The organism is Roseococcus sp. (genome assembly GCF_965227005.1).
GTDB lineage: Bacteria > Pseudomonadota > Alphaproteobacteria > Acetobacterales > Acetobacteraceae > Roseococcus.
In genome coordinates this window covers 116,719-142,188 of the sequence record NZ_CBDDFJ010000018.1, presented here as the reverse complement: position 1 = coordinate 142,188, position 25,470 = coordinate 116,719, and the positions used below count along the sequence as shown (strand labels likewise).

Here is a 25,470-nt window from a genome sequence, read left to right as displayed (position 1 = left end):
CGGATGTTACCGACCGGTTCGTCCCCAATTAGAGTGACCGGTCGGTATCATCAAGGGTGAAAGTTTGTTGCACCGCAAAAATTTCAAGGCGGCATTTCGAAGAAAGGAGTTGCGTCATCATGTCCGAGGCCACGGCGACCAAGCCGAAAGCCGCGCAGCGCATCCAGAGCGCTGCCAAGGACCTGTTCTATCGCCAGGGCATCCGCGCCACCGGCGTGGAAGAGGTCTGTCGTGTCGCCGAGGCGACGAAGATGAGCCTCTACCGCGCCTATCCCAGCAAGGATGCGCTGATCGCCGCCATTCTCTGCGAGGACGCCCAGGAATGGGAGGTGTGGTTCAAGGAGGTCACGGACGTGGTTCCGACCGCCGCCGGCAAGCTGCGCGCCCTCATGAACGCCGCCGCCCAGGAGATGGAGGATCCGGATTACCGCGGCTGCCCCATGCTCCTCGCCCAGGCCGAGTTTCCCGACCCCGAGCATCCCACCCATCGCCTCGTCGCCGCCTTCAAGGCGCGCGTGTGCCACGCGCTCATCGAGCTCGCGCGCGAGGCCGGCGCGGCGGAGCCCCAGCGGCTGGGCGAGCTGCTCTCCATGCTGTTCGACGGCGCCTGGTCGAGCATTCCCTATCTGGGCGGCAAGCGCGCGGGCGCGGTCCTGCGCGACGGCTCGGACATCTTCCTCCGGACGCTCCTGCCCGCCGAGTGAGGCGATGCGCATCGATGCCGTGTCCCGACCCAAGGAACCCGGCATGGGCCGGGAGCTTGCCCCGGCAAGCCGCTGGGAGGCATAGGACCTCAAGTTAAGTTGAGGTCAAGCACCCATGCCCGCCCGAAGCGAAGTGAAGCTCCAGCTCTCCGTGGGCGAGGTCGCCCGCCGCAGCGGCGTCGCCGTCTCCACGATTCATTTCTACGAGGCCAAGGGCCTGATCGCCGGCGAGCGCAATGCCGGCAACCAGCGGCGCTATCCGCGCGAGGTCCTGCGCCGGATCGCGATCATCAAGGTGGCGCAGCGCGCCGGCATCCCGCTCGCCGCGATCCAGGAGGCGCTGAGCGAGGTGCCCGCCGGCCGCACGCCGACGCTCGATGACTGGCACCGCCTCTCGTCCCGCTGGAAGGCCATGCTGGAAGGGCGGATCGCGGATCTGACGCAGCTGCGGGACCAGCTCGAGAGCTGCATCGGCTGCGGCTGCCTCTCCCTGCAGGAATGCCCGCTGCGGAACCCGGCCGATGCGCTGGGGCAGGCGGGCCAGGGGGCGGTGCTGCTGCGGCGAAGCTGAGCATGATCGCCGAGGTGGAGTCATCGGAGGCGTGAAGCCCGCCGTCAAACAACGGGGCTGGAGACTTTGCAGCGAGCCCTCGCGAACGGAGAGGCTTCAGGCCTCGCGCGCCTCGGCGATCAGCATGCGCCGCAGCCAGGCATGGCCGGGATCGGCCTCGAAGCGCCGGTGGAAGACCATCGAGAGACGGGTGTGCTTCACGTCGACCGGCGCATCGCGGACGACGAGCTGGTGCACCTCCGCCATCTGCGTCGCGAGCCGCGCGGAGAGCGTCATGATCATGTCCGTCCGCGCCAGAATCTGCGGCACCGCGCAGAGATGCGCCACCACCGCCCCCAACCGCCGCGACATCCCCAGCCCCGCCAGAACGCGATCGATCGCGCCGTCGCGCGAGCCGTTGGGCGAATGCAGCAGATGCGGCACGGAGGTGAAGCGCTCCAGCGTCAGCTCGCCCTCGGCCAAAGGGTGGTCCGCGCGCATCAGCGTCTGGAAGGCCTCGGGCAGCATGCGAACGCGCGTGTAGAGCGCGCTCGGCTCGGCCAGGACGGCGATGGCGAGCTGCGCGTCGCCGCGCTCCAGCAGCGCCTCGGCATTGGTGCGGTCGGCATGGCTGATGGCGAGCAGGCAGTTCGGCGCCTCGCGATGCATGCGCTCCAGCACGCGCGGCGCCAGCGCGGCCTCCGCATATTCCGACATGCCGATGGTGAAGACCCGCCGCGCCGTCGCGGGGTCGAAGGGCGCGCGGACGGAAAGCGTTTCCGCCAGCCGGTCCAGCGCCTCGGCGATGGGGGCGGCGAGCGCGGTGGCGAGCGCGGTCAGCTCCACCCCGCCGGGCCGGCGCAGGAAGAGCTCGTCGCCCAGCGCCACGCGCAGCCGCGCCAGCGCGTTGGAGACGGCGGGCTGGGAGAGGTTCAGCCGCTCGGCCGCGCGGGTGACGTGCCGCTCGCGCGCGACGGCGTCGAAGACGCGCAGCAGGTTGAGATCCAGATGGGCGAGGTCGGTCATCGGCGCGTCGCATCATTCATGATGGTGATGTTCCACGTTCCGATACGGCATTGGAAGCGCCGCGCGCCAAGGATCAGTCTCCGCTCCATCAAAACCGGTCTTTCAGGAGCCATCCCATGAACCTCAACACCGCGGCCTATTCGGCCCTTCTCCTTCGCCTTTCCCTCGGCCTGACCCTGCTGGCGCATGGCGCCGTGCTGAAGCTCGGCACCTTCGGCCTCGCCGGAACGATGGGCTATTTCGGCTCGCTCGGCCTGCCGCCCATCCTGGGTGCGATCGTCGCCTTCGGCGAGACCGCGGCCGGCCTGGCGCTGATCGCCGGCGTGCTGGTGCGCACCGCCTCGCTGCTCGCTCTGCCGATCGTGCTGGGCGCCACCTTCGTGCATGCCGGCAATGGCTGGGTCTTCAACGCGCCGGGCGGCGGCTGGGAGTATCCGGCCCTGCTGGCGGCGCTGCTGGTGGTCCAGGCGGGTCTCGGCGCCGGCGCCTTCGCCCTGGAGCCGGGCCGGCTTCTGGGCCGCCGCGCCGCGGCCCAGGCGGCCTAGTTCCTCGCGTTAACGCTCCCTCAACCCCTGCGCGTCACATTCTCGCGCAGGACAGTCAGGGTGCGGCATTGGCCAGGCGCGGCAATGGTGGCGGGACCATCATCATCAAGCGGATCGAAGACGGGGCGCATGCGCATCATGGCGGCGCCTGGAAGGTCGCCTATGCCGATTTCGTGACGGCGATGATGGCCTTCTTCCTGCTGATGTGGCTGCTGAACGCCACCACGGAGGAGCAGCGCCGCGGCCTGGCCGACTACTTCAATCCCTCCACCGCCCTCGTCTCCTCCTCCTCCGGCACGGGCATGCCCTTTGGCGGGCGCACGCCGCACAGCGTGGGCGAGATGGCCGCCGACACCGGCGCCATCCGCGTCGAACGCGGCCCCCGCCCGACGCATATCGAGGAGGAAGACGACAACGATCGCCCGGCCGAACCCGTCACCCGCTTCGACGGCCCGGCGGGCGATCAGGAGGTGCTGGCCCGCCGCGTCGCCGACGGCGATTCCGGCCCCGGCGGGGGGCCGCGAAGTTCCGGCGGCGGCGAGGCCGAGGCCTTCGTGGAATCGCCCCGCGAGCGCGAGATGCGGCGCGCCGCCGCCGAGCGCGAGCAGCAATCGCTCGAAGGCATGGTGGACGCCCTGCGCGAGACCTTCCGCGCCGATCCCGCCCTAGCCGAGCTCGCGCGCCAGGTGCTGGTGGAGATCGCGCCCGAGGGGTTGCGCATCCAGCTTCTCGAGGCGGACGGGCAGCCCATGTTCGCCACAGGCGGCGCCGCCCCGACCGAGCGCGCGCGGCTGATGATCCGCACCGTCGCGCAGGCGGCCGGGCGGCTGCCCAATGCGATCCAGGTGACGGGCCACACGGACAGCGCGCCCTTCCGCGGCACGGGCCGCAGCAACTGGGATCTCTCGGCCGAGCGCGCCAATGCCACGCGCCGGCTGCTCGCCGAGGACGGTGTCGCGGATGCCCGCATCCGCGGCGTCAGCGGCATGGCCGATCGTGACCTGCTGCTGCCCGCGCAGCCCCAGGCCGCCGGAAACCGCCGCGTCGCGATCACGCTGCTGCGGCAGGATGCGCCGCGATGATGACGATCCTGGGCTTCGTCTTCATGCTCGCCATGGTCTTCGGCGGCTACACCATCGCCGGCGGCAAGTTCGGCATCATCCTGCACTCGCTGCCCTATGAGATGATGATGATCGGCGGCGCCGCCATCGGCGCCTTCCTGATGGCGAATTCGATGCATGAGGTGAAGCACACGCTCGCGGGCTTCGGGAAGATCGTCAAAGGCTCGCGCTTCCGCAAGGAGGACTACACCGCGCTCCTGTCGCTGCTCTACTTCTTCGTCCGGCTCGCCCAGACCAAGGGCGCGATGGCGCTGGAGCCGCATATCGAGAAGCCGGAGGAGAGCATCGCCTTCGCGAAGTTCCCCAAGATCCAGAAGGACCATCACGCGACGGTGCTGATCTGCGACTATCTGCGCATGGTCGGCATGAATGCCGACGACCCGCACCAGATCGAGGACACGATGGCGCGGGAGCTCAAGAAGATCAAAGAGGAGGAGATGCACCCCTCCCACGCGATGCAGAACATCGCGGACGCGCTGCCGGCCCTGGGAATCATCGCGGCGGTGCTGGGCGTCATCAAGACCATGGCGGCGATCGACCAGCCGCCCGCCGTGCTGGGCGGGATGATCGGCGGCGCGCTGGTCGGTACTTTTCTCGGCGTGCTGCTGGCCTATGGGATGATGGGACCCTTCGCCTCGCGGCTGAAGGGCGTCGTGGACGAGGAGGCCCCCTATTACGAGGTGATCCGCGCGGTGATCGTGGCGCATCTGCACGGCAATGCGCCCCAGGTCTCGGTGGAGACGGGGCGGAAGGTCGCGCCCTCGGGGCTGATGCCGTCCTTCCAGGAGATGGAGGCGGCGTTGCAGGAACTCACCATCACCTGAACCGGGGCTCTTGACGCGCGGCGCGCCACGTCGGACGCCTTGCGCATGGACCTGCCCGACCACATCCGCGCCCAGACGCGCTCGCCCTTCCATGAACTCATGGGAGTTTCCCTGCTCACCTGGGAGGACGGGCTCGCGCGGCTCGTCTGCACGCCGGGGCCCGCGCATGCGAACCGCTCGGGCATCGTGCATGGCGGCGTGATGCTGGCGCTGCTCGACCAGTGCAACGCCTTCGCGGGGCTCTTCTGCCCCTTCCCCGGCCGGACGCGGCTGGCCGTCACGCTCGATCTCGACACGCGCTTCACCGGCCAGGCGAAGCTGGGCGGAAAGCTCATCGCCGAGGGCCGTGTCGTCACCGCGGGCCGCAACATCTTCTTCGCCCGCGGCGAGGTGAAGGACGAGGCCGGAACCCTGGTCGCCTTCGGGGCCTCCACGCACCGCTATCGCTCCGGCAGCCACGCGCCCGAGGGCGTGCCGCTCGACGCCCCCGACTGACCTTCGGGCCTAAGGCGTGAGCGTCACGCCGCCTGCAGCGCCCGCCACACGATCTCCGGCGTCGCCGGCATGTCGATGGACTTCACGCCCAGCGCGTCGATCAGCGCGTTCACCACCGCCGGCGGCGAGCCCACGGCGCCCGCCTCGCCCGCGCCCTTCACCCCGAGCGGATTGGTCTCGCAGGGCACCGACATCAGCTCGACCTCGATGCTCGGCAGGTCCTCGGCGCGCGGCAGGGCGTAGTCCATGAAGCTGGCCGAAAGCAGCTGCCCGCTCTCCGGATCGTAGGAGGTGCGTTCCATGAAGGCCTGGCCGATGCCCTGGGCCACGCCGCCATGCACCTGGCCGCGTACGATCAGCGGGTTCAGCGCATGGCCCACATCATCCACCACCACGTATTTCTCGAAGCGGATCATGCCCGTGTCGGGATCGACCTCCACCTCGGCGCCGTGGCAGCCATTGGGGAAGGTGTGGTTGTCGATCTTGGCGATCTCCAGCGCGTCCAGCAGGATCGTGTCCTCGCCCGCCGCGATGCGCGCGCGCTGCTGCGAGGCGAGGTCGATGATGCCGATCTCGCGATCCGTGCCGACGACGTGGAAGCCGCGAAGCTTGTCGAATTCGATGTCGATCAGCGCCGTCTCCAGGATCTCCGACGCCGCCTGCCGGCCCTTCTCGATCACGGAGGCCGTCGTCACCAGGATCGCCTGGCCCTCGGAGTAAAGGCTGCGCGCCCCGCCCGTACCGCCGCCGGAGGGCAGGCTGTCGCTGTCGCCCTGGCGGATGCGGATCTTGTCCATCGGCACGCCGAGCTCGTGCGAGGTCAGCATGGCATAGGCCGTCTCATGGCCCTGGCCGGTGCTCTGCGTGCCGACATAGACGTCGACGAAGCCGTCCTCGGCGAATTTCACCGAGGCGTTCTCCGTCGCGTCTCCCCCGGTGGCTTCGAGGTAATAGGCGATGCCGATGCCGCGCTTCTTGCCGCGCGCCGCGGCGGCCGCCTTGCGGGCTGGGAAGCCGGCCCAGTCCAGCCGCTTCAGCGCCTCTTCCATCAGCATGGCGAATTCGCCGCTGTCGTAGCGCTGGCCCATCGCCGAGACGTAGGGCATCGCGCTGGAGGGAACCATGTTGCGCCGGCGCAGCTCGATGCGGTCCACGCCGATCTCGCCCGCCGCCGTGTCGATCAGGCGCTCCACGAGATAATTGGATTCCGGCCGGCCCGCGCCGCGATAGGCGTCCACCGGAACGGTGTTGGTCAGCACGCCGATGACATGGGCGTAGATGGCCTGGAAGTTATAGACGCTCGCCAGCACCTTGGTGCCCGCGCCGGTCGGGATGAAGGGCGCGTAGTTGGAGAGATAGGCGCCCATGCCCGCGAGGTTGCGCGTGCGCATGGCAAGGAATTTCCCGCCGGCATCCAGCGCCAGCTCGCCCAGCGTCACGTTGTCGCGGCCGTGGCTGTCCGACATGAAGGCCTCGGTGCGCTCGGACACCCACTTCACCGGGCGGCCGGTCTTGCGCGCGGCGAAGCAGGTCAGCACGTGCTCGGCATAGAGAAAAAGCTTCATACCGAAGCCACCGCCCACATCGGTCGTCACCACGCGGAATTTTTCCGCCTCCTGCCCGAAGACGCCGGCCAGCATGCCCTTCACCGACCAGGCGCCCTGGGTGTTGGTGTGCAGCGTCCAGCTGCCGGCCGCCGCGTCGTACTGCGCGAGCGCGGCGCGCGCCTCCATGCTCGCCACCACCACGCGGTTGTTCACCACGGTGAGGCTGGTGACATGCGCGGCCTGGGCGAAGAGCCCGTCCACCCTGGCCTTGTCGCCGACCGCCCAATCGAAGCAGATATTGTCCTTCGAATCCGGCCAGACGAGCGGCTGGCCGGCGTCCGTCGCCGTGGCGAGGTCGGTGACGGAGGGAAGGATGTCGAAATCGACGAGGATGGCCTCGGCGGCGTCGCGCGCGGCCTCCGGCGTCTCGCCGATCACCAGCGCCACGCCGTCGCCCACATGGCGCACGGTGTCCTTGGCCAGCGCGAAATGCGGCGTGTCGGTGCGGCGGCTGCCGTCGATGTTCTTCATGGGGATCATGCAGGGCACCTCGCCCACGCCGGCCGCGATCAGGTCGGCATGGGTGAAGACGCCGACGACGCCCGGCATCGCCTTGGCGTCCGTGGTGTCGATCGAGAGGATCTTCGCATGGGCATGGGGGCTGCGCAGCACATAGGCATGGGTCTCGCCGGGCACCTGGATGTCGCCGGTGTAGAGGCCGTTGCCCTTCAGCAGCCGCGGATCCTCGATGCGCCGCACCGACTGGCTCAATCCGAACTTCGCCATGGAAATCTCCTCGCCGCTGTTTCAGCGCATCATCTGACGATGATGGACCAAAGGAAAAGGGGGACGATAGCATTCTTCGTGTGCTGCAATCGGGCCATGAAGCGCTCCCCCTCCGCATCTGCTTCTTCGGCGACAGCATGGTGAACGGCACCGGCGACGATACGGCCCTCGGCTGGGTCGGGCGCGCCTGCGCCGCCGCGCGACGCGCCGGGCGCGATCTCACCTTCTACAATCTGGGCATCCGCGGCGACACGAGCGAGGATATCCACGCCCGTTGGGAATACGAGACGAAAGGCCGGCTTCCGCCCGGCCATGACGGCGGCCTGGTCTTCTGCTTCGGCGCCAACGACGCCTGCACCGGCGAGGATGGCGCCCCGCGCGTGAGCGCCGATCGCGCCGTCGCGAATGCGGAGGCGATCCTTGTCGCGGCGATGGCCCGGCGCCCTGTCCTGATGGTCGGCCCCTTCCCCATCGGCGAACCGATCACCGATGCGCGCGTCGCGGCCCTGTCGAGGCGGTTCGCCGCGCTCTGCGATCGATTGGGCCTCGCGTTCTTGCCGGTCATTGATATCGTCCTTGCGTCCGAGGCCTGGCGGAAGGAGGTCGCGGCAGGCGATGGCGCGCATCCGAACGAGCAGGGCTACGCGCTCATCGCCGATGCCTTCACGCGCTGGCCCGCGTGGCGCGCCTGGATCGAGGGCGGATCGCTCTCGGAGAAGCCTTTGGAACGCGCATGATCGTGGACGCGCGCGGCCCTTGTTTCGGGAACGCAGGAATGGGATTGTTTGCCTGAAGACTGCCCTGTTCTCGGATGGCAGCGGAAAACCATAGGGTCTGGCACGAATGCGGCTTTCCTCGGCTCCCTTGATTCTGGGCGTTGTCCTCCTGGCGGCCCAGGTCCCCGCGGCCCGGGCCCAGATGCCGGGCGGCCCGCCGCCCGCCGTCGGCATCATCGAGGCCGCCCGCCGGCCCGTCACCGAAAGCACCGAGTTCATCGGCCGCATCGAGGCGATCAACCGCGTCGATATCCGCGCCCGCGTCACCGGCTTCCTGGAGCAGCGCCTCTTCACCGAGGGCAGCGAGGTCGCCGAGGGCGCGCGGCTCTTCACCATCGAGCACGCCCCCTTCGAGGCGCAGGTTGACCAGGCGCGCGCCAATGTCGCCGCGGCCGAGGCCAGCCTCGCCAATGCCCGCGTCTCCCTCACCCGCGCGCGGGACCTTCGCACCAGCGGCACCGGCACCCAGGTCGCCCTCGACAACGCCGTCGCGCAGGAGCGCACCTCCGCCGCCCAGCTGCTGGGCGCCCAGGCCGCCGTGCGGATCGCCGAGATCAACCTCGCCTATGCCGACATCACCTCGCCCATCGCGGGCGCCATCGGCGCCACGACCTATACGCCGGGCAATGTGGTCTCGCCCTCGAGCCAGGCGCTGGCGACCATCGTCAGCCAGGACCCGATGCGCATCGCCTTCACCGTGCCGCAGCGCACCGCGATCGAGCTGCGCAACCGCTTCGAGGGCCGGGGCGGCACCTCGGCCGTGGTGGTGCGCATCCGCCGCGTGGACGGCTCGATCTATGAGCAGGCCGGCCGCGTCAACTTCATCGACACCTCGATCAGCCGCGACACCGACACCCTGCTGATCCGCGCGACCATCGCCAATCCCGTCCGCCCCGGCGCGCAGGCGGACCAGCCCGGCGCGCGGGGGCTCATCGACGGGCAGTTCGTCACCGTGCTGCTGGAGGGCGCGGAGCCCGTCCAGGCCATCGTCATCCCCCGCTCGGCCGTGGCGCAGGACCAGCAGGGCTTCTTCGTCTATGTCGTGGACGGCGAGAACAAGGCCCAGCGCCGCAACATCCGCCTGGGCACCAGCACGGCCGAGAACGCCACCATCGAGAGCGGCCTGGAGGTCGGCGACAAGGTGATCACCGAGGGCATCCAGCGCGTCCGCCCCGGGGCGGTGGTGACCCCCGCCCCGGCCAGCGCGCCGCGACCCGCCGCCCCCGGCCGGGCGGGCTGACCGGCGCATGTTCTCCGCGATCTTCGTCCGACGCCCGCGCTTCGCCATCGTCATCTCGATCGTGATGACGCTGGCGGGGCTGCTCTCCCTCACCGCCATTCCCGTCGCCCAGTTCCCGGACATCGTGCCGCCGGTCGTGCAGGTGACGGCGCGTTACCCCGGCGCCTCGGCGGCCGTGGTGGAATCCACCGTCGGCCAGCTCATCGAATCGGCGGTGAACGGCGCGGACCGCATGCTCTACATGCGCTCCAACAGCGCGAATGACGGCACCTATTCGCTGGCGGTCACCTTCGCGCTGGGCACCAATCCCGACATCAACACGGTGAACGTCAACAACCGCGTGCAGGGCATCCTGGCGCGATTGCCGCAGGAAGTGCAGCGCAGCGGCGTGACCGTGCGCAAGCAATCCTCGGCCGTGCTGCAGTTCATCGCCGTGACCTCGGATTCCGGCGCGCAGGATCCGCTGTTCCTTTCCAACTACGTCACCATCAACATGCTCGACGTGCTGCGCCGCCTGCCCGGCGTGGGCGACGTGCAGATGTTCGGCGCGCTCGACTACTCCATGCGGGTCTGGTTCCAGGTGGACCGGCTGAACAACCTCAACATCTCCACCACCGAGATCATCGCGGCGATCCAGAACCAGAACATCCAGGCGGCGGCGGGGCGCATCGGCGCGCGGCCGATCGGCGACGACCAGCAGTTCCAGTTCAACATCCAGACCGCCGGCCGCCTCGTCACGCCCGAGGAGTTCGGCAACATCGTCATCCGGGCCAATCCGGACGGCTCGGTGCTGCGCGTGCGCGACGTGGCCACGGTCGAGCTCGGCGCGGCCAGCATGGACGTCGAGGCGCGGCTGAACACCAAGCCCGCGGTGACCATGGGCATCTACCTCTCCCCCGGCGCCAATGCGGTGCAGGTCGCCGAGACGGTGACCCAGACCCTGACCCGCCTGCAGGCCCGCTTCCCCGAGGGCATGTCCACCACCGTCGTCTACGACACCTCGACCTTCGTGCTCGACACCATGCACGAGGTCATCAAGACGCTGGTCGAGGCGTTCATCCTCGTCGTCATCGTCGTCTATCTCTTCCTCGGGTCCTTCCGCGCCACGATCATCCCGGTGGTCGCCGTGCCGGTCAGCCTCATCGGCACCTTCGCGGTGCTCTTCGCCATCGGCTACACGGCCAATACCATCTCGCTGCTGGCGCTGGTGCTCGCCATCGGCATCGTCGTCGACGACGCCATCGTGGTCGTGGAGAACGTCGAGCGCGTGCTGGAGGAGCATCCCGAGCTCACGCCCTCCGAGGCCACCATCAAGGCCATGGGCGAGATCACCGGCCCGATCATCGCCATCACCCTGGTGCTGCTCTCGGTCTTCGTGCCGATCGGCCTGATTTCCGGCGTCGCGGGCCAGCTCTTCAAGCAGTTCGCCGTCACGATCAGCGTCGCCATGCTGATCTCGGCGATCAACGCGCTGACCCTCTCGCCCGCCCTCTGCGCGCTGTTCCTGCGGCATGAGGGGCCCAAGCGCGGGCCGATCAAGTACGTGCTGCGCGGCATCGACAAGGTGCGCGACGGCTATGCCTGGATCGTGACCCGGCTCGTGCGCCTCGCCGTGCTCTCGCTGGTGTTGACCGGCGTCATCGCCTTCGCCATCGGCTGGATCGGCAGCCGCACGCCGCAGGGCTTCCTCCCCTCCGAGGATCAGGGCGCCTTCTTCGTGCAGCTCCAGCTGCCCCAGGGCTCCTCCGTCGCCCGCACGCGCGAGGCGACGATCCTGGTGGAGAACATGCTCCGCAGCAATCCGGCGATCCAGGACGTCCTGGCCATCGTCGGCTTCTCGCTGATCGACGGCGGCGCGCAGTCCAACGCTACCTTCCTGGTCGCCCGGATGAAGCCCTTCGCCGATCGCACGGCGGTCGGCGACAGCGTCTTCGCCGGGATCGGCCGCGTCTTCGGTGGCGCGGCGGGCATCCGCACGGCCAATGTCTTCGCCTTCAACATCCCGCCGATCATCGGCCTGGGCACCGGCGGCGGCTTCGAATACCAGCTGCAGGACTTCGAGGGACGCGACCCCGTCGAGCTCGGCGGCGTCATGCTCGCCATGATGGGCGCGGCCAATGCGGACCCGCGGCTGGTCGGCGTCTTCTCCACCTTCTCGCCCACGACGCCGTCGCTCTACCTCGACGTGGATCGCGACAAGGCGCAGGCGCTCGGCGTGCGCATCAGCGACATCTTCACCACGCTGCAGGCGGCGCTCGGCAGCTTCTACGTGAACGACTTCAACCTCTTCGGCCGCACCTGGCAGGTGAACATCCAGGCCGTGGCCGAGGATCGCGACGACATCCCGGACATCTGGCGTCTGCAGGTCCGCAACTCGCGCGGGCAGATGGTGCCGATCCGCGCTTTCGCCGACGTCCGCGTCGTGCTCGGGCCGCAGACCATCCAGCGCTACAACAACACGCGCAGCCTGACGCTGAACGGCCAGGGGCGGCCGGGCGTCTCCTCGGGCGCGGCGCTGGCCGCGATGGAGGAGATCTCGGCGCGCGTGCTGCCCTCGGGCTACAGCTTCGACTGGACGGGCACCGCCTTCCAGGAGAAGCAGGCCGCGGGGCAAACGGGCCTGCTGATCGCACTGGCCCTGCTCTTCGCCTACCTCTTCCTGGTGGCGCTCTACGAGAGCTGGACCATTCCGATCCCGGTGCTCATGTCGGTCGCCGTGGGCGTGCTCGGCTCCTTCGTCGCGCTGTACATCGCGAGCAAGCCGCTCGACGTCTATGCCCAGATCGGCCTGGTCGTGCTGATCGCGCTCGCGGCGAAGAACGGCATCCTGATCATCGAATTCGCGAAGGAGCAGCGCGAGGCGGGCCACACCGTCCGCGAGGCCGCCATTCTCGGCAGCCGCATGCGGTTCCGCGCGGTGATGATGACGAGCTTCGCCTTCATCCTCGGCCTGGTGCCGCTGGTGATCGCGCAGGGCGCGGCGGCGCTGTCGCGCCAGGCGGTGGGCCTGCCGGTCTTCGGCGGCATGCTCGCGGCCTCGATCTTCGGCATCTTCATGATCCCGATGCTCTACGTGGTGTTCCAGAGCACGCGCGAATGGATCAAGGGCAAATTCGGCTTCGGCCCGAAGGAGCCCGGCGAGAGCGCGGCGAAGGCGCACTGACCGGGACATGATCGACGGCGGCGAGTGGCTCAACGAGCCGGGGCAATGGTCCCAGGATGCGGGCCGGCTCACCGTCGTCACCGAGGCGAAGACCGACTTCTGGCGCGAGACGCATTACGGCTTCGTCCGCCACAGCGGCCATGCGCTCCTGGCCCCGCGCGCCGGGGATTTCACCGCGAGCGTCCGGGTCCAGGGCGACTATCAGGCCCTCTACGATCAGGCCGGTCTGCTGGTGCTCATCGACGAGCGGAACTGGCTGAAGGCCGGCCTCGAATATTCCGACGGAAGCCCCATGCTCGGCAGCGTGCTCACGCGCGAGACATCCGACTGGGCCACCGGCCCCTTTCTCGGCGATCCGGCCGATTTTTGGATGCGCATCACCGTCCAGGGCGGCGTCCTGCGCGTGCAGGTTTCCGGGGATGGCCGCCATTGGCCGCTGGTTCGGCTATGCCCCTTCCCCGAGGCGAGGCGCTATCGCGTCGGGCCCATGTGCTGCTCGCCCGAGCGGGCCGGGCTGACGGTGCGCTTCTCGGAGTGGCGGATCGGCCGCCCGCTCGGCAAGGACCTGCACGACCTCACCTGAACGGAACGCCCCAGAGCATCATCCGACCAGACGGAATCGTCTGGCCGGATAAAGATGCTCGTAAAAACAAATAGCTAGGGCCTGTGCAGTGAGCCTTTGCGAACGGAGAAGGCTCTAGACCCGCGTCCAGACCCAGTATTTCGGCTTGCGCCCCGCCACGATCGCCTTCGCCTCGTAGCGCGTCGGCGGCCAGCCCTCGGGGCGTTCCTCCGCCGGGGCCTCGCCGCTGAACAGCGGGCTCGGCCGCACGACCTCCTCCACCCAGGCCTGGTAGGTCGGGTCGTCGGAGGCGATGCGCCATTGAGCGCCGGGTTTCAGCGCGCGGGAGAGGATGGGCAGCATCTCCGGATGCACGAAGCGCCGCTTGGCGTGGCGCGTCTTGGGCCAGGGATCGGGGAACATGAGGTAGAGCCGGTCCAGGCTCGCCTCCGGCAGGGCCAGCAGCAATTCGCGCGCGTCCGAGGGCCAGAGGCGCAGGCGCCCGGGCAGCGGGAAGGTCGATTCCGCCCCGTCCGGGACGATCTCCGTCAGCAGCGAGCAGAGCCCATGCTCATAGACCTCGCTGGCGATGATCGCCGTGGTCGGATGCTCGCGCAGCAAGGCCAGCGTGTGCTCGCCACCGCCGAAGCCGACCTCCATCCAGAGCGCGGTGGCCCCTTCCGCGAAGCCCGTATCGGCGAAGCGGATGCGCGGCACGGCCTCGGACAGAAGGCGCTCCTGGCGCGGGCGCAGCTTGTGGCCCCGGCGGCGGCCATAGAGGCGATGCGGGACGCCTTCCGGCCAATCGGTCGGGGGTTCTTCGGCAAGGAAGTCTTCGGTCATGCGCCACCCATAAACGAAAAAGGGCGGCGCCGAGACCGGCGCCGCCCCTTCGAAGTCACAATGAACTCAGCGGCCGAAGGCGCGCTTGAGCTCGTCCACCAGGTCGGTCTTCTCCCAGGTGAAGGTGCCCTTCTCCTCATCCGGCGTGCGGCCGAAATGGCCGTAGCTGGAGGTCGGGACGTAGATGGCCCGGTTGAGGTGGAGATGCTCGCGGATGCCGCGCGGCGACAGGTTCACCAGCTCCTGCACGACCTTGGCCAGCTTCTCCTCGTCCACGTCCTTGCCGGTGCCGGCGAGGTCGAAATAGACGGAGAGGGGCTTGGCCACGCCGATCGCGTAGCTGACCTGGATCGTGCACTTGTCGGCGAGGCCGGCGGCCACGACGTTCTTCGCCACATAGCGCGCCGCATAGGCGGCCGAACGGTCGACCTTCGTCGGATCCTTGCCGGAGAACGCGCCGCCGCCATGCGGGGCCGCGCCGCCGTAGGTGTCCACGATGATCTTACGGCCCGTGAGGCCGCAATCGCCGTCGGGACCGCCAATCACGAAGGTGCCGGTCGGGTTCACGTAGAGCTCGGCCTCGGGGCACATCCAGCCGCCGGGCAGGCTCGTCTCGATGATGGGGCGCACCATCGCCTTGATCTGGGCGGAGTCGAGGCCTTCCTCGTGCTGCGTGCTGAGCACGACCGAGGTGGCGCCGACGGGCTTGCCGTTCACATACTTCAGCGTGACCTGGCTCTTCGCGTCGGGCAGCAGGCCCTTCACGGCGAGGTCGCCATTGTGGCGCATCTCGTTGATGCGGCGCAGGATCAGGTGCGCGTAGTAGAGCGGCGCCGGCATGAGATCAGGCGTCTCGGTGCAGGCATAACCGAACATGATGCCCTGGTCGCCGGCGCCTTCGTCCTTGTTGCCGGCCGCGTCCACGCCCTGCGCGATATGCGCGGACTGGGCATGCAGGTGGCACTCGACATGGGCATTGGCCCAATGGAAGCCTTCCTGCTCATAGCCGATGTCACGGACCGCCATGCGGGCACGGTGGATCAGCAGCTCGGGCGTGATGGAGCCCGGGCCGCGCGTCTCGCCGGCGATGACGATGCGGTTGGTCGTGACGAGCGTTTCGCACGCCACGCGGGCATACGGATCCTGCTCAAGGAAAGTATCAAGAACGGTATCGCTGATGCGATCCGCAACCTTGTCGGGGTGACCCTCGGAGACGCTCTCCGAAGTGAAAAGATATTCGCCCGTATCGCGCATGGCTTGGTTCGGCCTCTTGTCGCTGGAGGAGGTGATTGTGAAATCAGCCCCTGGGCGACCGGACACCCCGGTCAGGCTGGCTCACATCGCGCGAGCGCGGGGTGTTTGGCAGTGGCTTGACCGAGGGTCAAGCCATGGTGCGGTGCGTCATAATCCCAGGCCGTCGAGGGGAATCGGCGCCGGGCGGCCCTCGATCGCGGCCGTCACCACCGCCGCGCAGCCCATCGCCAGGGTGAAGCCCAGTCCGCCCTGGCCGAGGTTGAGGAAAAGCCCCGCCGTTCCCGGCACCTGGCCCAGCAGCGGCAGCCCCTTGGGCGTCGCCGGGCGCAGGCCGGTCCAGGGGTTCAGCTCCGTCCAGTCGGCCGCCTCGGGGAAGGCCTCCCGCGCCTGGCGCACCAGGGTCGAGAGCCGCTTCTCGTCGAAGGCGCGCGAATAGCCGACCACATCGGCCATGCCGGCCACGCGCAGCCGATCCCCGATTCGGGCATAGACCACCTTGGCCGCGCTGTCGGTCACGCTGACGCGCGGCGCCGATTCGTCGCGCGCGATCGGCAGGGTCAGCGAATAGCCCTTGAGCGGATAGACCGGCAGGTCGATCCCCAGCGGCCGCAGCAAAGGGCGTGCGCCGGTGCCGAGGGACACCACCACGGCATCCGCCTCGATCACCCCGGCGGAGGTCTGCACGCCGCGCACCCGGCCCTCGGCCCGGATGATCTGCGTCACCCGCGTGCCGAGCTCGAACTGAACGGCGTTGTTGGAGGCGGCCATCACCGCCGCGAGGCCCTCGCAGAAGAGCCGGCAGTCGCCCGCATCCTCGCTGACCGTATGCACACCGCCGGCGATGCGATGCGCGATGCCGGCCAGGGCCGGCTCCAGCGCCAGGCAGGCGTCGCGGTCCAGGACGCGCTGCTCGCTGCCCCACTCGGCCTGGAGCGCCACCTGCCGCCGCGCGCCCGCCACCGCCGCCGCGTCGGGCAGCACCACGAGTTTGCCCGCGGGCGCGAAGTCGAAGGAAATGGCCTCGCGCGCCGCCAGCTCCTGCGTCAGGTCGCGCGAGAGATAGGCCAGCCGCAGCAGCCGGCGCGTGGTCTGCTCGGAGGTTGCGGCGTTGCAGGCGCGCAGGAAGCCGATCAGCCATTTCCACTGTCCGGGATCCATGCGCGGACGGAAGCGCAGCGGCCCGTCGGGGTCCATCAGCCACCCCGGCACCTTGCGGATCACACCCGGCCCCGCGAAAGGCGCGACGTAGCTGTAGGAGAGCTGCCCGCCATTGGCGTAGCTGGTGCCGCGACCGACCGCGGGCTCGGCGTCCAGCACCGTCACCGCATGGCCCTCGCGCGCGAGGAGGTAGGCATTGGCCAGGCCGGTGACACCGGCACCGAGAATCAGGACGCGCATGCCCTCTCTCTGCTTGGCGGCCGCCGCAGGGTCAATGGCCGCTCCGGGACGCCCGTGCTACGCGGTCCCACCTCATTTCGGGAGACGCGCATGGATCTGCCCAAGCCCCGCCTCAGCAACAACGCCTTGCTGACCCGCATCAAGCAGCTCTTCTGGTTCCACTCGATCCCGTTGCGCCCCGGCATCACGACCCCTGGCCTGAAGACCCAGGCGATCCTGACGGCGGAGGAGGCCGCGCTCACCTCCGGCATCGATTTCAAGGGCCGCAGCGTGCTCGATATCGGCGCCTGGAACGGGTATTACAGCTTCGCCGCCAAGCGCCTCGGCGCGGCGCGCGTCCTCGCGACCGACAGCTTCTGCTGGACCCACCCCAAATTCCGCGGGCGGGAGACCTTCGAGCTGGCGCGCGACGAGCTCGGCCTGGACATCGAGACCCGGCTGATCGACCCGACGGAGATCACGCCCGAGCTCGGCAGCTTCGACATCGTGCTGTTCCTGGGCGTCTTCTACCATCTCTTCGACCCGATCGACGTGCTGCAGCGCGTGCGCTCGGTGACGAGCCAGCTGCTCCTGGTCGAAACCCATCAGGACCTGGCCGACCGGACCGAGCCGGGCATGATCTTCTATCCCGGCGCGACGCTGAACCATGATTCCACCAATTGCTGGGGACCCAATCCCGCGCTGATGCGCCACCTGCTGAACCAGCTGGGCTTCGCCCGCATCCTGTACCGCCACTACCCGCATTCGGCGGGCGAGACGATGAACCGCGGCATATACGCCTGCCTGACGCCCGAGGCCGACCCCGCTCTGATCGCGAAGATCGGGCCGGAATGGCGCGACCTGGATGCGCCGGGGATGATCCCTGCTCTCGCGGCCGAGATCCGCGCATGAGCCCGATGCATCCCCTTTCCGAGGCCGAGCTCGCGGTCGCCGTCGCCTCCCACAACTGGCTGCAGAGCCTCCGCCTGCGCCCGGACCTCGTCACGCCGGGCATCCGCGGCGAGGCGGAGCTCGCCGCCGTCGAGGAGGCGCTGTTCGGCCCGCTCAATCTGAGCGGCGCCGAGGTCCTGGAGGTGGGCGCCTGGAACGGCGCCTTCAGCCTCGCGGCCCGGCGCCGCGGCGCGGCCCGCGTGGTGGCGACGGACCATCTGGCCTGGACGCGGCCGGGCTCCGAGGCCCAGGCCGCGACGGAACTCGCCGCGCGCGCGACGGGGCTGGAGATCGAGACGCGGGCCGTGGATCCGCGCGCGCTGACCGCCGATTTCGGCCAGTTCCACGTCGTGGTGGCGACCGAGTATTTCACGCAGATGTTCAATCCCATCGCCGGGCTCAAGGGGTTGCGCGCGGTGACCTCGCGGCTGCTGCTCCTGGAGACGATCCAGGGCGGGATGGACCAGGCCCGGCCGGCGATGATGGCGCGGACCATGCCCATGACCTATGGCCCGGCCGTGGCCGGCTGGGCGCCCAATCCCGAGGCGGTGAAGCACATGCTGCTGGAGCTGGGCTTCGACCGCATCCTCCACCGCGATCACCCGACGGCGGGACGCGAGCGCGGGCTCTATGCGGCGCTGCTGCCGGAGACGCCGGAGGAGGCACTGACCGGCTTCAGCGAACCCTGGTCCAAGCTGAGCTGAGCCGCCGCGCCAGGCCATGCGCGGCGCGGGAGGCAGCCGTGAGGCGTTTGACTTTCGCCCCCGCGCCAGGGCACATCCGCGCCATGCGCTCCTCCCGCCTTCCGTCGCATGCGGGCCTTGCCGCGTGGCGGGCGACGCTCCTCGACCCCGGATCACGCGGGCTGAAACGCGGCTGACGCCGCGCCTGCCGACCCGCAACCCATGACCGAGGACGCGCCCCAGGGCGCCGATCACCCCATGTCCATGCTTCAGGCTGCGCCCATTCCGCGCGGCATCCAGTTCCCCGTCTTCGTGACCGCCGCCACCTGCGCCTTCGCCGGCGTCTGGATGAGCGTGCCGCTGGCCTCCGTCCTGCTGACCGAGCGCGGCGCCTCTCCGGCGATGGTCGGGCTCTACGCCGCCGCCGTCTGGATCTCAGCGCTGCTGGCCGCGCCCCTCTCGCCCTGGCTCGCGGGCCGGGTGGGCGGCGCGCTGCGGCTGCATCAGGGGGCCGTCGTGCTGTCGATGCTGGCCCTGGCCGGGCTCGGCTCCAACCCGCCGATCGCGCTGTGGTTCGTGCTGGGTTCGGTGCTGGGGATCGCCTCCTGCCTCACTTGGACAAGCTCGGACGCGATCGCGGGTGCCATGGCGCCGGCCGGGCGCGAGGGGCAGTTCCTCGGCATCTACCAGACCTTCGTCTCGGCCGCGATCGGCGGCGGGCCGGCGGCGCTGTGGCTCTTCGGCGTCCGCAACGAGGCCTTCTACGGCTCCGCGCTCCTCATGGGCCTCGGGCTGATGCTGACCTTCGCGCTGCACGAGCCGCCGGGCGCCGTGCCGCGCCGCATGCGCCTGTCGATCTTCCGGCTGAAGCCGGTGGCGATGATGATGATCGCGCCGCTTGGCGCGGCGATGCTCTGCGGCGCGCTCGAAGGCTCGGCCGGCGCGGTCTTTCCCGTGCAGGGGCTGGCGCTCGGCCTGGCGGCCGCGGCGGCGGCCTCCATCGTCGTGGCGACGGGCTTCGGCAATGTCCTGGCCCAATATCCCGTGGGGATGGTGGCCGACCGTTTCGGCACCCATCGCGCGCTGCTCGCCTGCGCGGTGGTGGTGGCCATCGGATCGCTGCTCTGGCCGATGCTGGTGCCGGGCTGGGGGATGTGGCCGGTCCTGGCCGTCTGGGGCGGCGCGGCGGGCTCGATCTACACGCTGGGCATGGTGCGCGCCGTGCAGCGCTTCGCCGGCCCGGCGCGCGCCCTGGGCATGGCGGGGCTGAACACGGCCTATTTGCTGGGGGGTGCCGTCGGCGCGCCGCTGGGCGGGTTGTTGCTGGAATCCACCCCCGGATGGGGTCTGCCCCTTGCGCTGGCCGTGGTAGCGCTCGGCGGCGGAATGGCGCTCAGTGTATCCGCGCTCCGCAGGGGCGCGTGACGAGGAGTCGGACGATGCGTTGGTGTCTTCTTTACCTGGCCCTGACGGGTGCAGCCGCGGCCCAGACCCCCGAGCCGGCGCAGCCGCGCCCGGCCCCTCCCGCCGCGGAGGCCCTCGCCTCGGTCGACCATCCCGGCTGGGCCGTGGATGCCGGGAGCGGCTGCTGGGTCTGGAACCCCAACCCGCAGCAGGAAGAGACCGTCCACTGGACCGGTCCCTGCCCCGAGGGCCCGGCGCAGGGCGAGGGCGTGCTCGGCTGGAACTACAAGCGCGAGGGCGAGCCGGGCAGCGAGCGTTACGTCGGCACCATGGCGCGCGGGCGGATGCACGGCATCGGCACCTATCTCGAATCCACGGGCGAGATCTACCAGGGCGAGTTCCAGGAGGGCCGCGAGCATGGCCGTGGCCTGCGCGTCTTCCCCACGGGCCGTTATGACGGTGAGTGGCGCCAGGGCCAGCGCCATGGCCGCGGCGTGATGTTCTGGATCAATGGCAACCTCTTCCGCGGCGAGTTCCGCGACGGCCTGCCCCAGGGCCCCGGCGAGTTCTACAGCGTCGAGGAAGGCTGGTTCCGCGGGGAGTGGCAGGCCGGCTGCCTGCGCGACGGCGATCGGGTGGCGGCGCTGGGCAAGCCGATCGAGGAATGCCGGGAATCCCGCGAGGGCTGACCAGGATCGGCGACGGTTCGGCGATCGGGATTTTGCAATGCCGATGACGGCGCCCCGCCCATGGGGCCCATGACAGCTTCTGCCTGGGCGCGCCTTCGACAGGCGCAAGCTCAGTCGGGGTGCGCATATTCGCCTGAATGACCGAAGGCGAACCTCTGTGGCGAATGCCGACAGCCGCCACTCAGGAAGAATGCCGACAGAAAAACCGTCAACACTCTCGCGTTACGACTTGCTCTCGTGAGCTATTTAGTGCCGACCTTAGAGAGTCAGCCGCGCTTCTGGCTCAGAAGCATCTGATGAATGGCGACGTTGGTTTCCTTCTGCGCCTTCACCATCTCGGCCATGTGATGGACCAACTCCGCCAGCATCGATTCCGTGGTCCGGACTTGGGATCCAGAAATATTTTGAGACATGGCTTCCTCCTCGAATTCATCTAACAATATAAACGAAACACCAAAATATCAACTCAAAATTGCTCCCTGCGCACCTTTTTCGTGCAGGAGGCGGCCTTGCGCTCAACCGCGACGAGCTCCGCAAGGTTGGCATGGCGGATGCAAGGGTGGCTATTCGCTTCAGGCGTGAAACGTGATGATTCACCTATTCCTGGAGAAAACTGACAATGTGCGACACCATGTTGGCGCTGCCGCTGGCGACCGCATCCGGCCACGTCCTTTTCGCAAAGAACAGCGACCGCGAGAGGAACGAAGCCCAGTTCCTCGAGCATCGCGCCGCCGCGCGCCACCCGCCGGGCAGCCCGCTGCGCTGCAGCTATATCGAGATCCCGCAGGTCGCCGAGACGCAGGCCGTCCTGCTGAGCCGGCCCTTCTGGTGCTGGGGTGCCGAGATCGGCGCCAATGCGGCCGGCGTGGTGATCGGCAACGAGGCCGTTCATGCCCGCCTCCCGCCAGGTCGCGAGCCCTCGCTCATCGGCATGGACCTGGTTCGCCTCGCGCTGGAACGCGCCGCCACGGCCGAGGCGGCGGTCGGGATCATCGTCGAGCTGCTCGAACGCCACGGACAGGGCGGCGATTGCGGCCACCTTCACGCGCATTTCTACGACAACTCCTATCTCATCGCCGACCGCGACGGCGCTTTCGTGCTGGAGACGGTGGGCCGCTTCTGGGTGGTGGAGCGCGTCGCGAGGACGCGCGCCATCTCCAACGCGCTGTCCATCGGGCGCGGCGCGATCTGGCGCGCCAGCCCCGCGCTGATCGCCGATGCGACGGCGCGGGGCTGGGCCAGCGGCGAGGGCGATCTCGACTTCGCGGAAGCCTATCTCGACCCCGAGCGTGACGCCGCCACCCAGGGCCGCGCGCGCTGCGCCCGCTCGACCGAGCTGATGGCCCGCAAGGACGGCGCCCTCACCACGGCCGATATGATGGCGATCCTGCGCGACCACGGCGCGGCGGGCGAAAGCGACCCGCACTGGCATCCCGCGCGCGCGACCGGCCGCACCATCTGCATGCACGCCGCCGGAGACGAGCGGCGCGGCCAGAGCACGGCCTCCCTGGTCTCGGAGCTGCATGCGGATGGGCGCGCCCTGCATTGGGTGACCGGCACGTCGGCGCCCTGCCTCTCGGTCTTCCGCCCCGTGCTCGCCGATCTCGCTTTGCCGCCGCAGGCACCGCGCCCCAGCGACCGACGCGACGCGGCGACGCCCTGGTGGCGGCACGAGGACCTGCACCGCGGCGCCTTGCTCGGGGATTTCGCCGCGGTGCTCGCGGAGCTGAAGCCCGGGCGCGATGCCCTGGAGGCACGTTTCGCCGAGCGCATGGCCGCTTCCATGACGGCATCGGCCGCCGCCGAATGCTGGGCCGAGGCGGAGGCCTGGGACGCCTCCTGGCGCAAGCGCAGCCTGCCGCGCGCCCTGGTCGCCGATGCGGGATATGACGCGACCTGGCGTGAGCTCACGCGCCTCGCGGAGGCTGGCGGGCCCTCCCGGCGCGCGACCTCCTGATCCGTCGGGGGAACACGCCCCCGGTTCCGCAAACCGGCGCGCCGGGCGGTGTCTCGGACATCGCCCTCGGGGCGTTGCGCGGAGTGGCGTTCGATGGAGCCGATGACCTTGCGCATATGCGCGCGCAAAACCCGAGGCCAGAGCCCAGGATCGGTCTTGGCGGCGGTTACGAGCCCTTGCGGGCCGCCGCCAGTTCCGCCTTCAGCGCCGCGTTCTCCGCCTTCAGCGTATCGACCTCGCTGCGCGGGGCGCCGGCCTGGAAGGGCGTGAAGAGGCTCATCGCCCGCTCCAGCATCGCCATGTTCCGCTGGCTGACCTCCTCCAGCGAGAAGGGCCGCAGCGCCTGCTCCATGCCGCGGCGGATCTCGTCCTGCTGGCGCGAGAAGCCGGACATGGTGGCCTCCAGGTATCGGGGAAGAACGCCCTGCAGGCTGTCGCCGTAGAAGCCGATCAGCTGGCGCAGGAAGCTCTCGGGCAGCAGATGGCTGCCCTTGGATTCTTCCTCGACGATGATCTGCGTGAGCACGGAGCGCGTGATGTCGTCGCCCGACTTGGCGTCATAGACCACGAAATCGCGACCCAGTCGTACCATCTGCGCCAGGTCCTCGAGCGTGACGTAGCTGCTGCTTTCCGTGTTGTAGAGCCGGCGGTTCGCGTATTTCTTCACGACGACCGGAGGCGTCGCGGGCTTCGTATCTGCCGATTGTTCGAGCATGCGGCGTTTTCCCACGGCTGGCGTTTGTGGTCTGGCGTTTGTTTCCCCGCGAGCGTAGCACGGGGTCGCGGCATGCGAGCAACCTTCGCGTTCCGATCCGTATCAGCATTAGTCACGGGCATGGATGGACCGACCCGACGATCTCGACCGACTGGCCGCCGATTGGATCGCTCTGTGGGAGAGCGAGCTGTCGGCGCTCGGCCAGGATGCGGAGCTGGCCGAGGCCTGGGCCTCGTCGGTCGCGATGATGGCGGCCTTCTGGCGCGCGCAGGGCTCGTTCCTGTCGGCGCAGATGGCGTGGCGCGCGCATGACCCCGCCGCGCCGCGGCCCGCGCCCCTTGCCCCTGCACCTGATGCTCGGCGCGGCGCGGGGCATGGCGGCGATGACGATGCCGCTCCCGGGACCACTCCCTCTACCGGGGATGCCACCCTCCGCGCCCGGCTGGCCGAGCTGGAACAACGGCTGGCCGCGCTCGAAGGCGGGCCAGGCGGAGGCGGCACGGATCGCCCGGTCCCTCGCAAGCCTCGAGCCCGGCGCGGCAAGCCCTGAGGCCTTCCGGGCCGCCGTGCTGCGGCGGCTCTGGCGCGAGGATGCCGGACTTTTGCGCGGCCTCGCCGCCTATCGCCGCCATCCGCATCGTCGCGAGCTGGCCGACCCGCCGGTGATCTGGGCCGAGGGCTCCGCGCGCCTGCTCGACTATGGCGGCGGCGGACGGCCGGTGCTCTTCGTGCCCTCGCTGATCAACCGGCATTACGTGCTGGATCTGGACGAGGGCGCCTCGCTCATGCGCCACCTCGCCGGACGCGGGCTGCGGCCCCTGCTGCTGGACTGGGGCTGGCCCGGGCCGGTCGAACGGCGCTTCACCCTCACCGACCACATCGCCGGCCGGCTGGAGCGCGCGCTTCTCGCCGCGCCGTCCGGCCTGGTGCTGGCCGGCTACTGCATGGGCGGGCTGCTGGCGCTGGCCGCCGCGCTGCGCCGGCCCGATCGCGTCCACGCCCTGGCGCTGCTGGCCACGCCCTGGGACTTCTCGGCCGATCCGCAGTCGCGCGGATTGTCGCGCCTGCTGCCGGGGCTGGAGCCAATGATGGAGCCCGCCGGCGCGCTTGGCGTCGACGCGCTGCAAAGCCTCTTCGCCATGCTCGATCCCTTCAGCATTCCGGAGAAGTTCCGCGCCTTCGCCCGGCTCGACCCCGCGAGCGCCCGCGCGCGCCGCTTCGTCGCGCTGGAGGACTGGCTGAATGACGGCATCCCCCTCGCCGCCCCGGTGGCGCGCGAGACGCTCGGCGGCTGGTACGGCGCGAACACGCCGGCCCGTGGCGAATGGACGGTGGCCGGCCTGCCGGTGCTTCCCGGCGACTGGCGCAAGCCGGCCTTCATCGCCGTGCCGGCGCGCGACCGCATCGTGCCGCCGGGCTCTGCCCTGCCGCTGGCCGCGGCGATCCCCGGCGCGGTGACGCATATCGCGCCGTCCGGGCATATCGGGATGGTCGCCGGCCAGGGCGCCGAGGCCGCGCTGTGGCGGCCGCTCGGCGACTGGCTGACGGGTCTCTAGGCGGCGGCCGAGGCGCGGTCGCGCTGCACGCGATAGGGCGAGGGATTGTTGATGATCGCCCCCTCGGGACTCGCGTCGGAGAACTGGTAGACGGGCCCTTCCCAGTCATGGAAGTCGATCGGGCCGCTGTCGTCGTTGTAGTATTGCGTGTCGCGCGCCGCGATCACCCGCGCGCCCGAGGTCAGCGCGAGGTAGCCGCAGAAGCGCTTGCCGTCGCCCCAGGTACCGGCATTGGCGTGATAGGTCTCGGCCGGGGCGCAGGCGAAGAGCACGATCTCGTCCACCAGCCCCTTCCAGGCGCTCGTCAGCCCATAATTGAACAGGTTCAGCCCCTCGGCGCCGAGCTGCAGGCCGAAGCCGCCATGGGCCGCGGGCAGGGACATCTGGCCGCGCAGGTCCCAGTTGTTCTCGTAGCCGTGACAGAGGATGTGCAGCCGGTTCAGCTTGCGAACCTGCCGCGCCCGGCGCGCGACCACCTCCGTGATGTGACGGATATGCGTGCGAATGTTCACCTGCATGACGAAGTTATAAAAGGCCGGCGTCTCGCCGCTGAGCCGGCGGTCGTGGATGACCATCGAAGCCATGACCGAAACTCCTCCTGATGCATGGAAATCCTATTCCCAGGAAATATTCATCGGCCAATCCTTTGCTGTCGCATCTGTCGCGCCGCTGTCCGGACCAGGGCCCGCTCTCGTCGACGCG

The 25,470-nt window shown here is 69.5% G+C and carries 25 protein-coding genes; 17 read left to right on the top strand and 8 right to left on the bottom strand.

Annotated features, from left to right (window positions below; translation table 11 throughout):
- The first annotated feature begins 119 nt into the window (after positions 1–119).
- Both ACO057_RS09300 and soxR read left to right on the top strand, forming a co-directional pair.
- Positions 120–704, top strand: coding sequence for a TetR/AcrR family transcriptional regulator (locus tag ACO057_RS09300; RefSeq protein ID WP_421990906.1), 585 nt, complete (start codon positions 120–122; stop codon positions 702–704).
- Positions 705–819: 115 nt separating this feature from the next.
- Positions 820–1,275, top strand: a complete 456-nt coding sequence (gene soxR / locus ACO057_RS09295; RefSeq protein ID WP_421990904.1) for a redox-sensitive transcriptional activator SoxR — start codon at positions 820–822, stop codon at positions 1,273–1,275.
- 96 nt (positions 1,276–1,371) lie between these two features.
- On the opposite strand, the gene ACO057_RS09290 is transcribed toward soxR, so the two are convergent.
- The gene (locus ACO057_RS09290; protein ID WP_421990902.1) at positions 1,372–2,280 is read right to left on the bottom strand and encodes a LysR family transcriptional regulator; all 909 of its coding nucleotides are present in this window, start codon (positions 2,278–2,280) and stop codon (positions 1,372–1,374) included.
- Positions 2,281–2,396: 116 nt separating this feature from the next.
- On the opposite strand from ACO057_RS09290, the gene ACO057_RS09285 reads away from it, so the two are divergent.
- The 4 genes from ACO057_RS09285 to ACO057_RS09270 all read left to right on the top strand — a co-directional run bounded on the left by ACO057_RS09285 (position 2,397) and on the right by ACO057_RS09270 (position 5,265).
- Positions 2,397–2,825 carry a DoxX family protein gene (locus ACO057_RS09285; RefSeq protein ID WP_421990900.1) on the top strand — a complete coding sequence of 143 codons (429 nt, stop codon included), beginning with the start codon at positions 2,397–2,399 and terminating at the stop codon, positions 2,823–2,825.
- A gap of 68 nt (positions 2,826–2,893) precedes the next feature.
- A complete protein-coding gene (locus ACO057_RS09280; protein ID WP_421990898.1) occupies positions 2,894–3,907 on the top strand; it encodes a flagellar motor protein MotB in 1,014 nt (337 codons plus the stop codon).
- Positions 3,904–4,770 carry a flagellar motor stator protein MotA gene (motA, locus tag ACO057_RS09275; RefSeq protein WP_421990896.1) on the top strand — a complete coding sequence of 289 codons (867 nt, stop codon included), beginning with the start codon at positions 3,904–3,906 and terminating at the stop codon, positions 4,768–4,770. Before ACO057_RS09280 ends, motA begins: the two co-directional genes overlap by 4 nt.
- A 45-nt stretch (positions 4,771–4,815) precedes the next feature.
- Entirely contained in the window at positions 4,816–5,265 is a 450-nt protein-coding gene (locus ACO057_RS09270) for a PaaI family thioesterase (RefSeq protein ID WP_421990894.1), read from the top strand.
- A 23-nt stretch (positions 5,266–5,288) separates the two neighbouring features.
- On the opposite strand, the gene ACO057_RS09265 is transcribed toward ACO057_RS09270, so the two are convergent.
- The gene (locus ACO057_RS09265) at positions 5,289–7,598 is read right to left on the bottom strand and encodes a xanthine dehydrogenase family protein molybdopterin-binding subunit (protein ID WP_421990892.1); all 2,310 of its coding nucleotides are present in this window, start codon (positions 7,596–7,598) and stop codon (positions 5,289–5,291) included.
- A gap of 80 nt (positions 7,599–7,678) precedes the next feature.
- On the opposite strand from ACO057_RS09265, the gene ACO057_RS09260 reads away from it, so the two are divergent.
- From ACO057_RS09260 to ACO057_RS09245, 4 genes are all read left to right on the top strand, one after another.
- Positions 7,679–8,335, top strand: a complete 657-nt coding sequence (locus ACO057_RS09260; RefSeq protein ID WP_421990890.1) for a GDSL-type esterase/lipase family protein — start codon at positions 7,679–7,681, stop codon at positions 8,333–8,335.
- Between the two features lie 127 nt (positions 8,336–8,462).
- Positions 8,463–9,614: an efflux RND transporter periplasmic adaptor subunit gene (locus tag ACO057_RS09255; protein ID WP_421990888.1), complete on the top strand. Its 1,152-nt coding sequence runs from the start codon at positions 8,463–8,465 to the stop codon at positions 9,612–9,614.
- A 7-nt stretch (positions 9,615–9,621) separates the two neighbouring features.
- Positions 9,622–12,777, top strand: coding sequence for an efflux RND transporter permease subunit (locus ACO057_RS09250; RefSeq protein WP_421990886.1), 3,156 nt, complete (start codon positions 9,622–9,624; stop codon positions 12,775–12,777).
- Positions 12,778–12,784: 7 nt separating this feature from the next.
- Positions 12,785–13,360, top strand: a complete 576-nt coding sequence (locus tag ACO057_RS09245) for a DUF1349 domain-containing protein (protein WP_421990884.1) — start codon at positions 12,785–12,787, stop codon at positions 13,358–13,360.
- Between the two features lie 114 nt (positions 13,361–13,474).
- Here the strand turns inward: ACO057_RS09245 and trmB are convergent, their stop codons facing one another.
- The 3 genes from trmB to ACO057_RS09230 all read right to left on the bottom strand — a co-directional run bounded on the left by trmB (position 13,475) and on the right by ACO057_RS09230 (position 16,834).
- Positions 13,475–14,182, bottom strand: coding sequence for a tRNA (guanine(46)-N(7))-methyltransferase TrmB (trmB, locus tag ACO057_RS09240; RefSeq protein ID WP_421990882.1), 708 nt, complete (start codon positions 14,180–14,182; stop codon positions 13,475–13,477).
- Positions 14,183–14,248: 66 nt separating this feature from the next.
- Positions 14,249–15,436 (bottom strand): methionine adenosyltransferase, encoded by a 1,188-nt coding sequence (gene metK / locus ACO057_RS09235; protein ID WP_421990880.1) that lies wholly within the window; start codon positions 15,434–15,436, stop codon positions 14,249–14,251.
- A gap of 147 nt (positions 15,437–15,583) precedes the next feature.
- Complete coding sequence (locus ACO057_RS09230; protein WP_421990878.1) at positions 15,584–16,834, bottom strand: D-amino acid dehydrogenase; 1,251 nt, start codon at positions 16,832–16,834, stop codon at positions 15,584–15,586.
- Positions 16,835–16,924: 90 nt separating this feature from the next.
- Here ACO057_RS09230 and ACO057_RS09225 point away from each other — a divergent pair, with 90 nt between their 5' ends.
- The 4 genes from ACO057_RS09225 to ACO057_RS09210 all read left to right on the top strand — a co-directional run bounded on the left by ACO057_RS09225 (position 16,925) and on the right by ACO057_RS09210 (position 20,540).
- Positions 16,925–17,725, top strand: coding sequence for a class I SAM-dependent methyltransferase (locus ACO057_RS09225; RefSeq protein ID WP_421990876.1), 801 nt, complete (start codon positions 16,925–16,927; stop codon positions 17,723–17,725).
- Positions 17,722–18,468 carry a hypothetical protein gene (locus tag ACO057_RS09220; protein WP_421990874.1) on the top strand — a complete coding sequence of 249 codons (747 nt, stop codon included), beginning with the start codon at positions 17,722–17,724 and terminating at the stop codon, positions 18,466–18,468. Before ACO057_RS09225 ends, ACO057_RS09220 begins: the two co-directional genes overlap by 4 nt.
- Before the next feature lie 201 nt (positions 18,469–18,669).
- Entirely contained in the window at positions 18,670–19,872 is a 1,203-nt protein-coding gene (locus tag ACO057_RS09215; RefSeq protein WP_421990872.1) for an MFS transporter, read from the top strand.
- A gap of 14 nt (positions 19,873–19,886) precedes the next feature.
- The gene (locus ACO057_RS09210) at positions 19,887–20,540 is read left to right on the top strand and encodes a hypothetical protein (protein WP_421990870.1); all 654 of its coding nucleotides are present in this window, start codon (positions 19,887–19,889) and stop codon (positions 20,538–20,540) included.
- 266 nt (positions 20,541–20,806) lie between these two features.
- On the opposite strand, the gene ACO057_RS09205 is transcribed toward ACO057_RS09210, so the two are convergent.
- The gene (locus tag ACO057_RS09205) at positions 20,807–20,953 is read right to left on the bottom strand and encodes a hypothetical protein (RefSeq protein WP_421990868.1); all 147 of its coding nucleotides are present in this window, start codon (positions 20,951–20,953) and stop codon (positions 20,807–20,809) included.
- Between the two features lie 206 nt (positions 20,954–21,159).
- Here ACO057_RS09205 and ACO057_RS09200 point away from each other — a divergent pair, with 206 nt between their 5' ends.
- A complete protein-coding gene (locus tag ACO057_RS09200; protein WP_421990866.1) occupies positions 21,160–22,497 on the top strand; it encodes a hypothetical protein in 1,338 nt (445 codons plus the stop codon).
- A 166-nt stretch (positions 22,498–22,663) separates the two neighbouring features.
- On the opposite strand, the gene phaR is transcribed toward ACO057_RS09200, so the two are convergent.
- Positions 22,664–23,212, bottom strand: coding sequence for a polyhydroxyalkanoate synthesis repressor PhaR (gene phaR, locus ACO057_RS09195; RefSeq protein ID WP_421990864.1), 549 nt, complete (start codon positions 23,210–23,212; stop codon positions 22,664–22,666).
- A gap of 124 nt (positions 23,213–23,336) precedes the next feature.
- Here phaR and ACO057_RS09190 point away from each other — a divergent pair, with 124 nt between their 5' ends.
- Both ACO057_RS09190 and ACO057_RS09185 read left to right on the top strand, forming a co-directional pair.
- Entirely contained in the window at positions 23,337–23,762 is a 426-nt protein-coding gene (locus ACO057_RS09190; RefSeq protein WP_421990862.1) for a hypothetical protein, read from the top strand.
- 16 nt (positions 23,763–23,778) lie between these two features.
- A complete protein-coding gene (locus ACO057_RS09185) occupies positions 23,779–24,768 on the top strand; it encodes an alpha/beta fold hydrolase (protein WP_421991166.1) in 990 nt (329 codons plus the stop codon).
- Here the strand turns inward: ACO057_RS09185 and ACO057_RS09180 are convergent.
- On the bottom strand, positions 24,765–25,352 hold the full coding sequence (locus ACO057_RS09180; RefSeq protein ID WP_421990860.1) for a hypothetical protein: 588 nt from the start codon (positions 25,350–25,352) through the stop codon (positions 24,765–24,767). The two genes, ACO057_RS09185 and ACO057_RS09180, sit on opposite strands and share 4 nt — an antisense overlap.
- Positions 25,353–25,470: the final 118 nt, after the last annotated feature.

Coding starts and splice junctions, on each gene's coding strand:
- metK (WP_421990880.1), bottom strand. CDS start 15,436: ATGCGCGATACGGGCGAATATCTTTTCACTTCGGAGAGCGTCTCCGAG.
- trmB (WP_421990882.1), bottom strand. CDS start 14,182: ATGACCGAAGACTTCCTTGCCGAAGAACCCCCGACCGATTGGCCGGAA.
- ACO057_RS09220 (WP_421990874.1), top strand. CDS start 17,722: ATGAGCCCGATGCATCCCCTTTCCGAGGCCGAGCTCGCGGTCGCCGTC.
- ACO057_RS09230 (WP_421990878.1), bottom strand. CDS start 16,834: ATGCGCGTCCTGATTCTCGGTGCCGGTGTCACCGGCCTGGCCAATGCC.
- ACO057_RS09210 (WP_421990870.1), top strand. CDS start 19,887: ATGCGTTGGTGTCTTCTTTACCTGGCCCTGACGGGTGCAGCCGCGGCC.
- ACO057_RS09265 (WP_421990892.1), bottom strand. CDS start 7,598: ATGGCGAAGTTCGGATTGAGCCAGTCGGTGCGGCGCATCGAGGATCCG.
- ACO057_RS09215 (WP_421990872.1), top strand. CDS start 18,670: ATGACCGAGGACGCGCCCCAGGGCGCCGATCACCCCATGTCCATGCTT.
- ACO057_RS09180 (WP_421990860.1), bottom strand. CDS start 25,352: ATGGCTTCGATGGTCATCCACGACCGCCGGCTCAGCGGCGAGACGCCG.
- ACO057_RS09190 (WP_421990862.1), top strand. CDS start 23,337: ATGGACCGACCCGACGATCTCGACCGACTGGCCGCCGATTGGATCGCT.
- ACO057_RS09270 (WP_421990894.1), top strand. CDS start 4,816: ATGGACCTGCCCGACCACATCCGCGCCCAGACGCGCTCGCCCTTCCAT.
- ACO057_RS09245 (WP_421990884.1), top strand. CDS start 12,785: ATGATCGACGGCGGCGAGTGGCTCAACGAGCCGGGGCAATGGTCCCAG.
- soxR (WP_421990904.1), top strand. CDS start 820: ATGCCCGCCCGAAGCGAAGTGAAGCTCCAGCTCTCCGTGGGCGAGGTC.
- ACO057_RS09285 (WP_421990900.1), top strand. CDS start 2,397: ATGAACCTCAACACCGCGGCCTATTCGGCCCTTCTCCTTCGCCTTTCC.
- ACO057_RS09205 (WP_421990868.1), bottom strand. CDS start 20,953: ATGTCTCAAAATATTTCTGGATCCCAAGTCCGGACCACGGAATCGATG.
- motA (WP_421990896.1), top strand. CDS start 3,904: ATGATGACGATCCTGGGCTTCGTCTTCATGCTCGCCATGGTCTTCGGC.
- ACO057_RS09225 (WP_421990876.1), top strand. CDS start 16,925: ATGGATCTGCCCAAGCCCCGCCTCAGCAACAACGCCTTGCTGACCCGC.
- ACO057_RS09300 (WP_421990906.1), top strand. CDS start 120: ATGTCCGAGGCCACGGCGACCAAGCCGAAAGCCGCGCAGCGCATCCAG.
- ACO057_RS09250 (WP_421990886.1), top strand. CDS start 9,622: ATGTTCTCCGCGATCTTCGTCCGACGCCCGCGCTTCGCCATCGTCATC.
- ACO057_RS09200 (WP_421990866.1), top strand. CDS start 21,160: ATGTGCGACACCATGTTGGCGCTGCCGCTGGCGACCGCATCCGGCCAC.
- ACO057_RS09290 (WP_421990902.1), bottom strand. CDS start 2,280: ATGACCGACCTCGCCCATCTGGATCTCAACCTGCTGCGCGTCTTCGAC.
- phaR (WP_421990864.1), bottom strand. CDS start 23,212: ATGCTCGAACAATCGGCAGATACGAAGCCCGCGACGCCTCCGGTCGTC.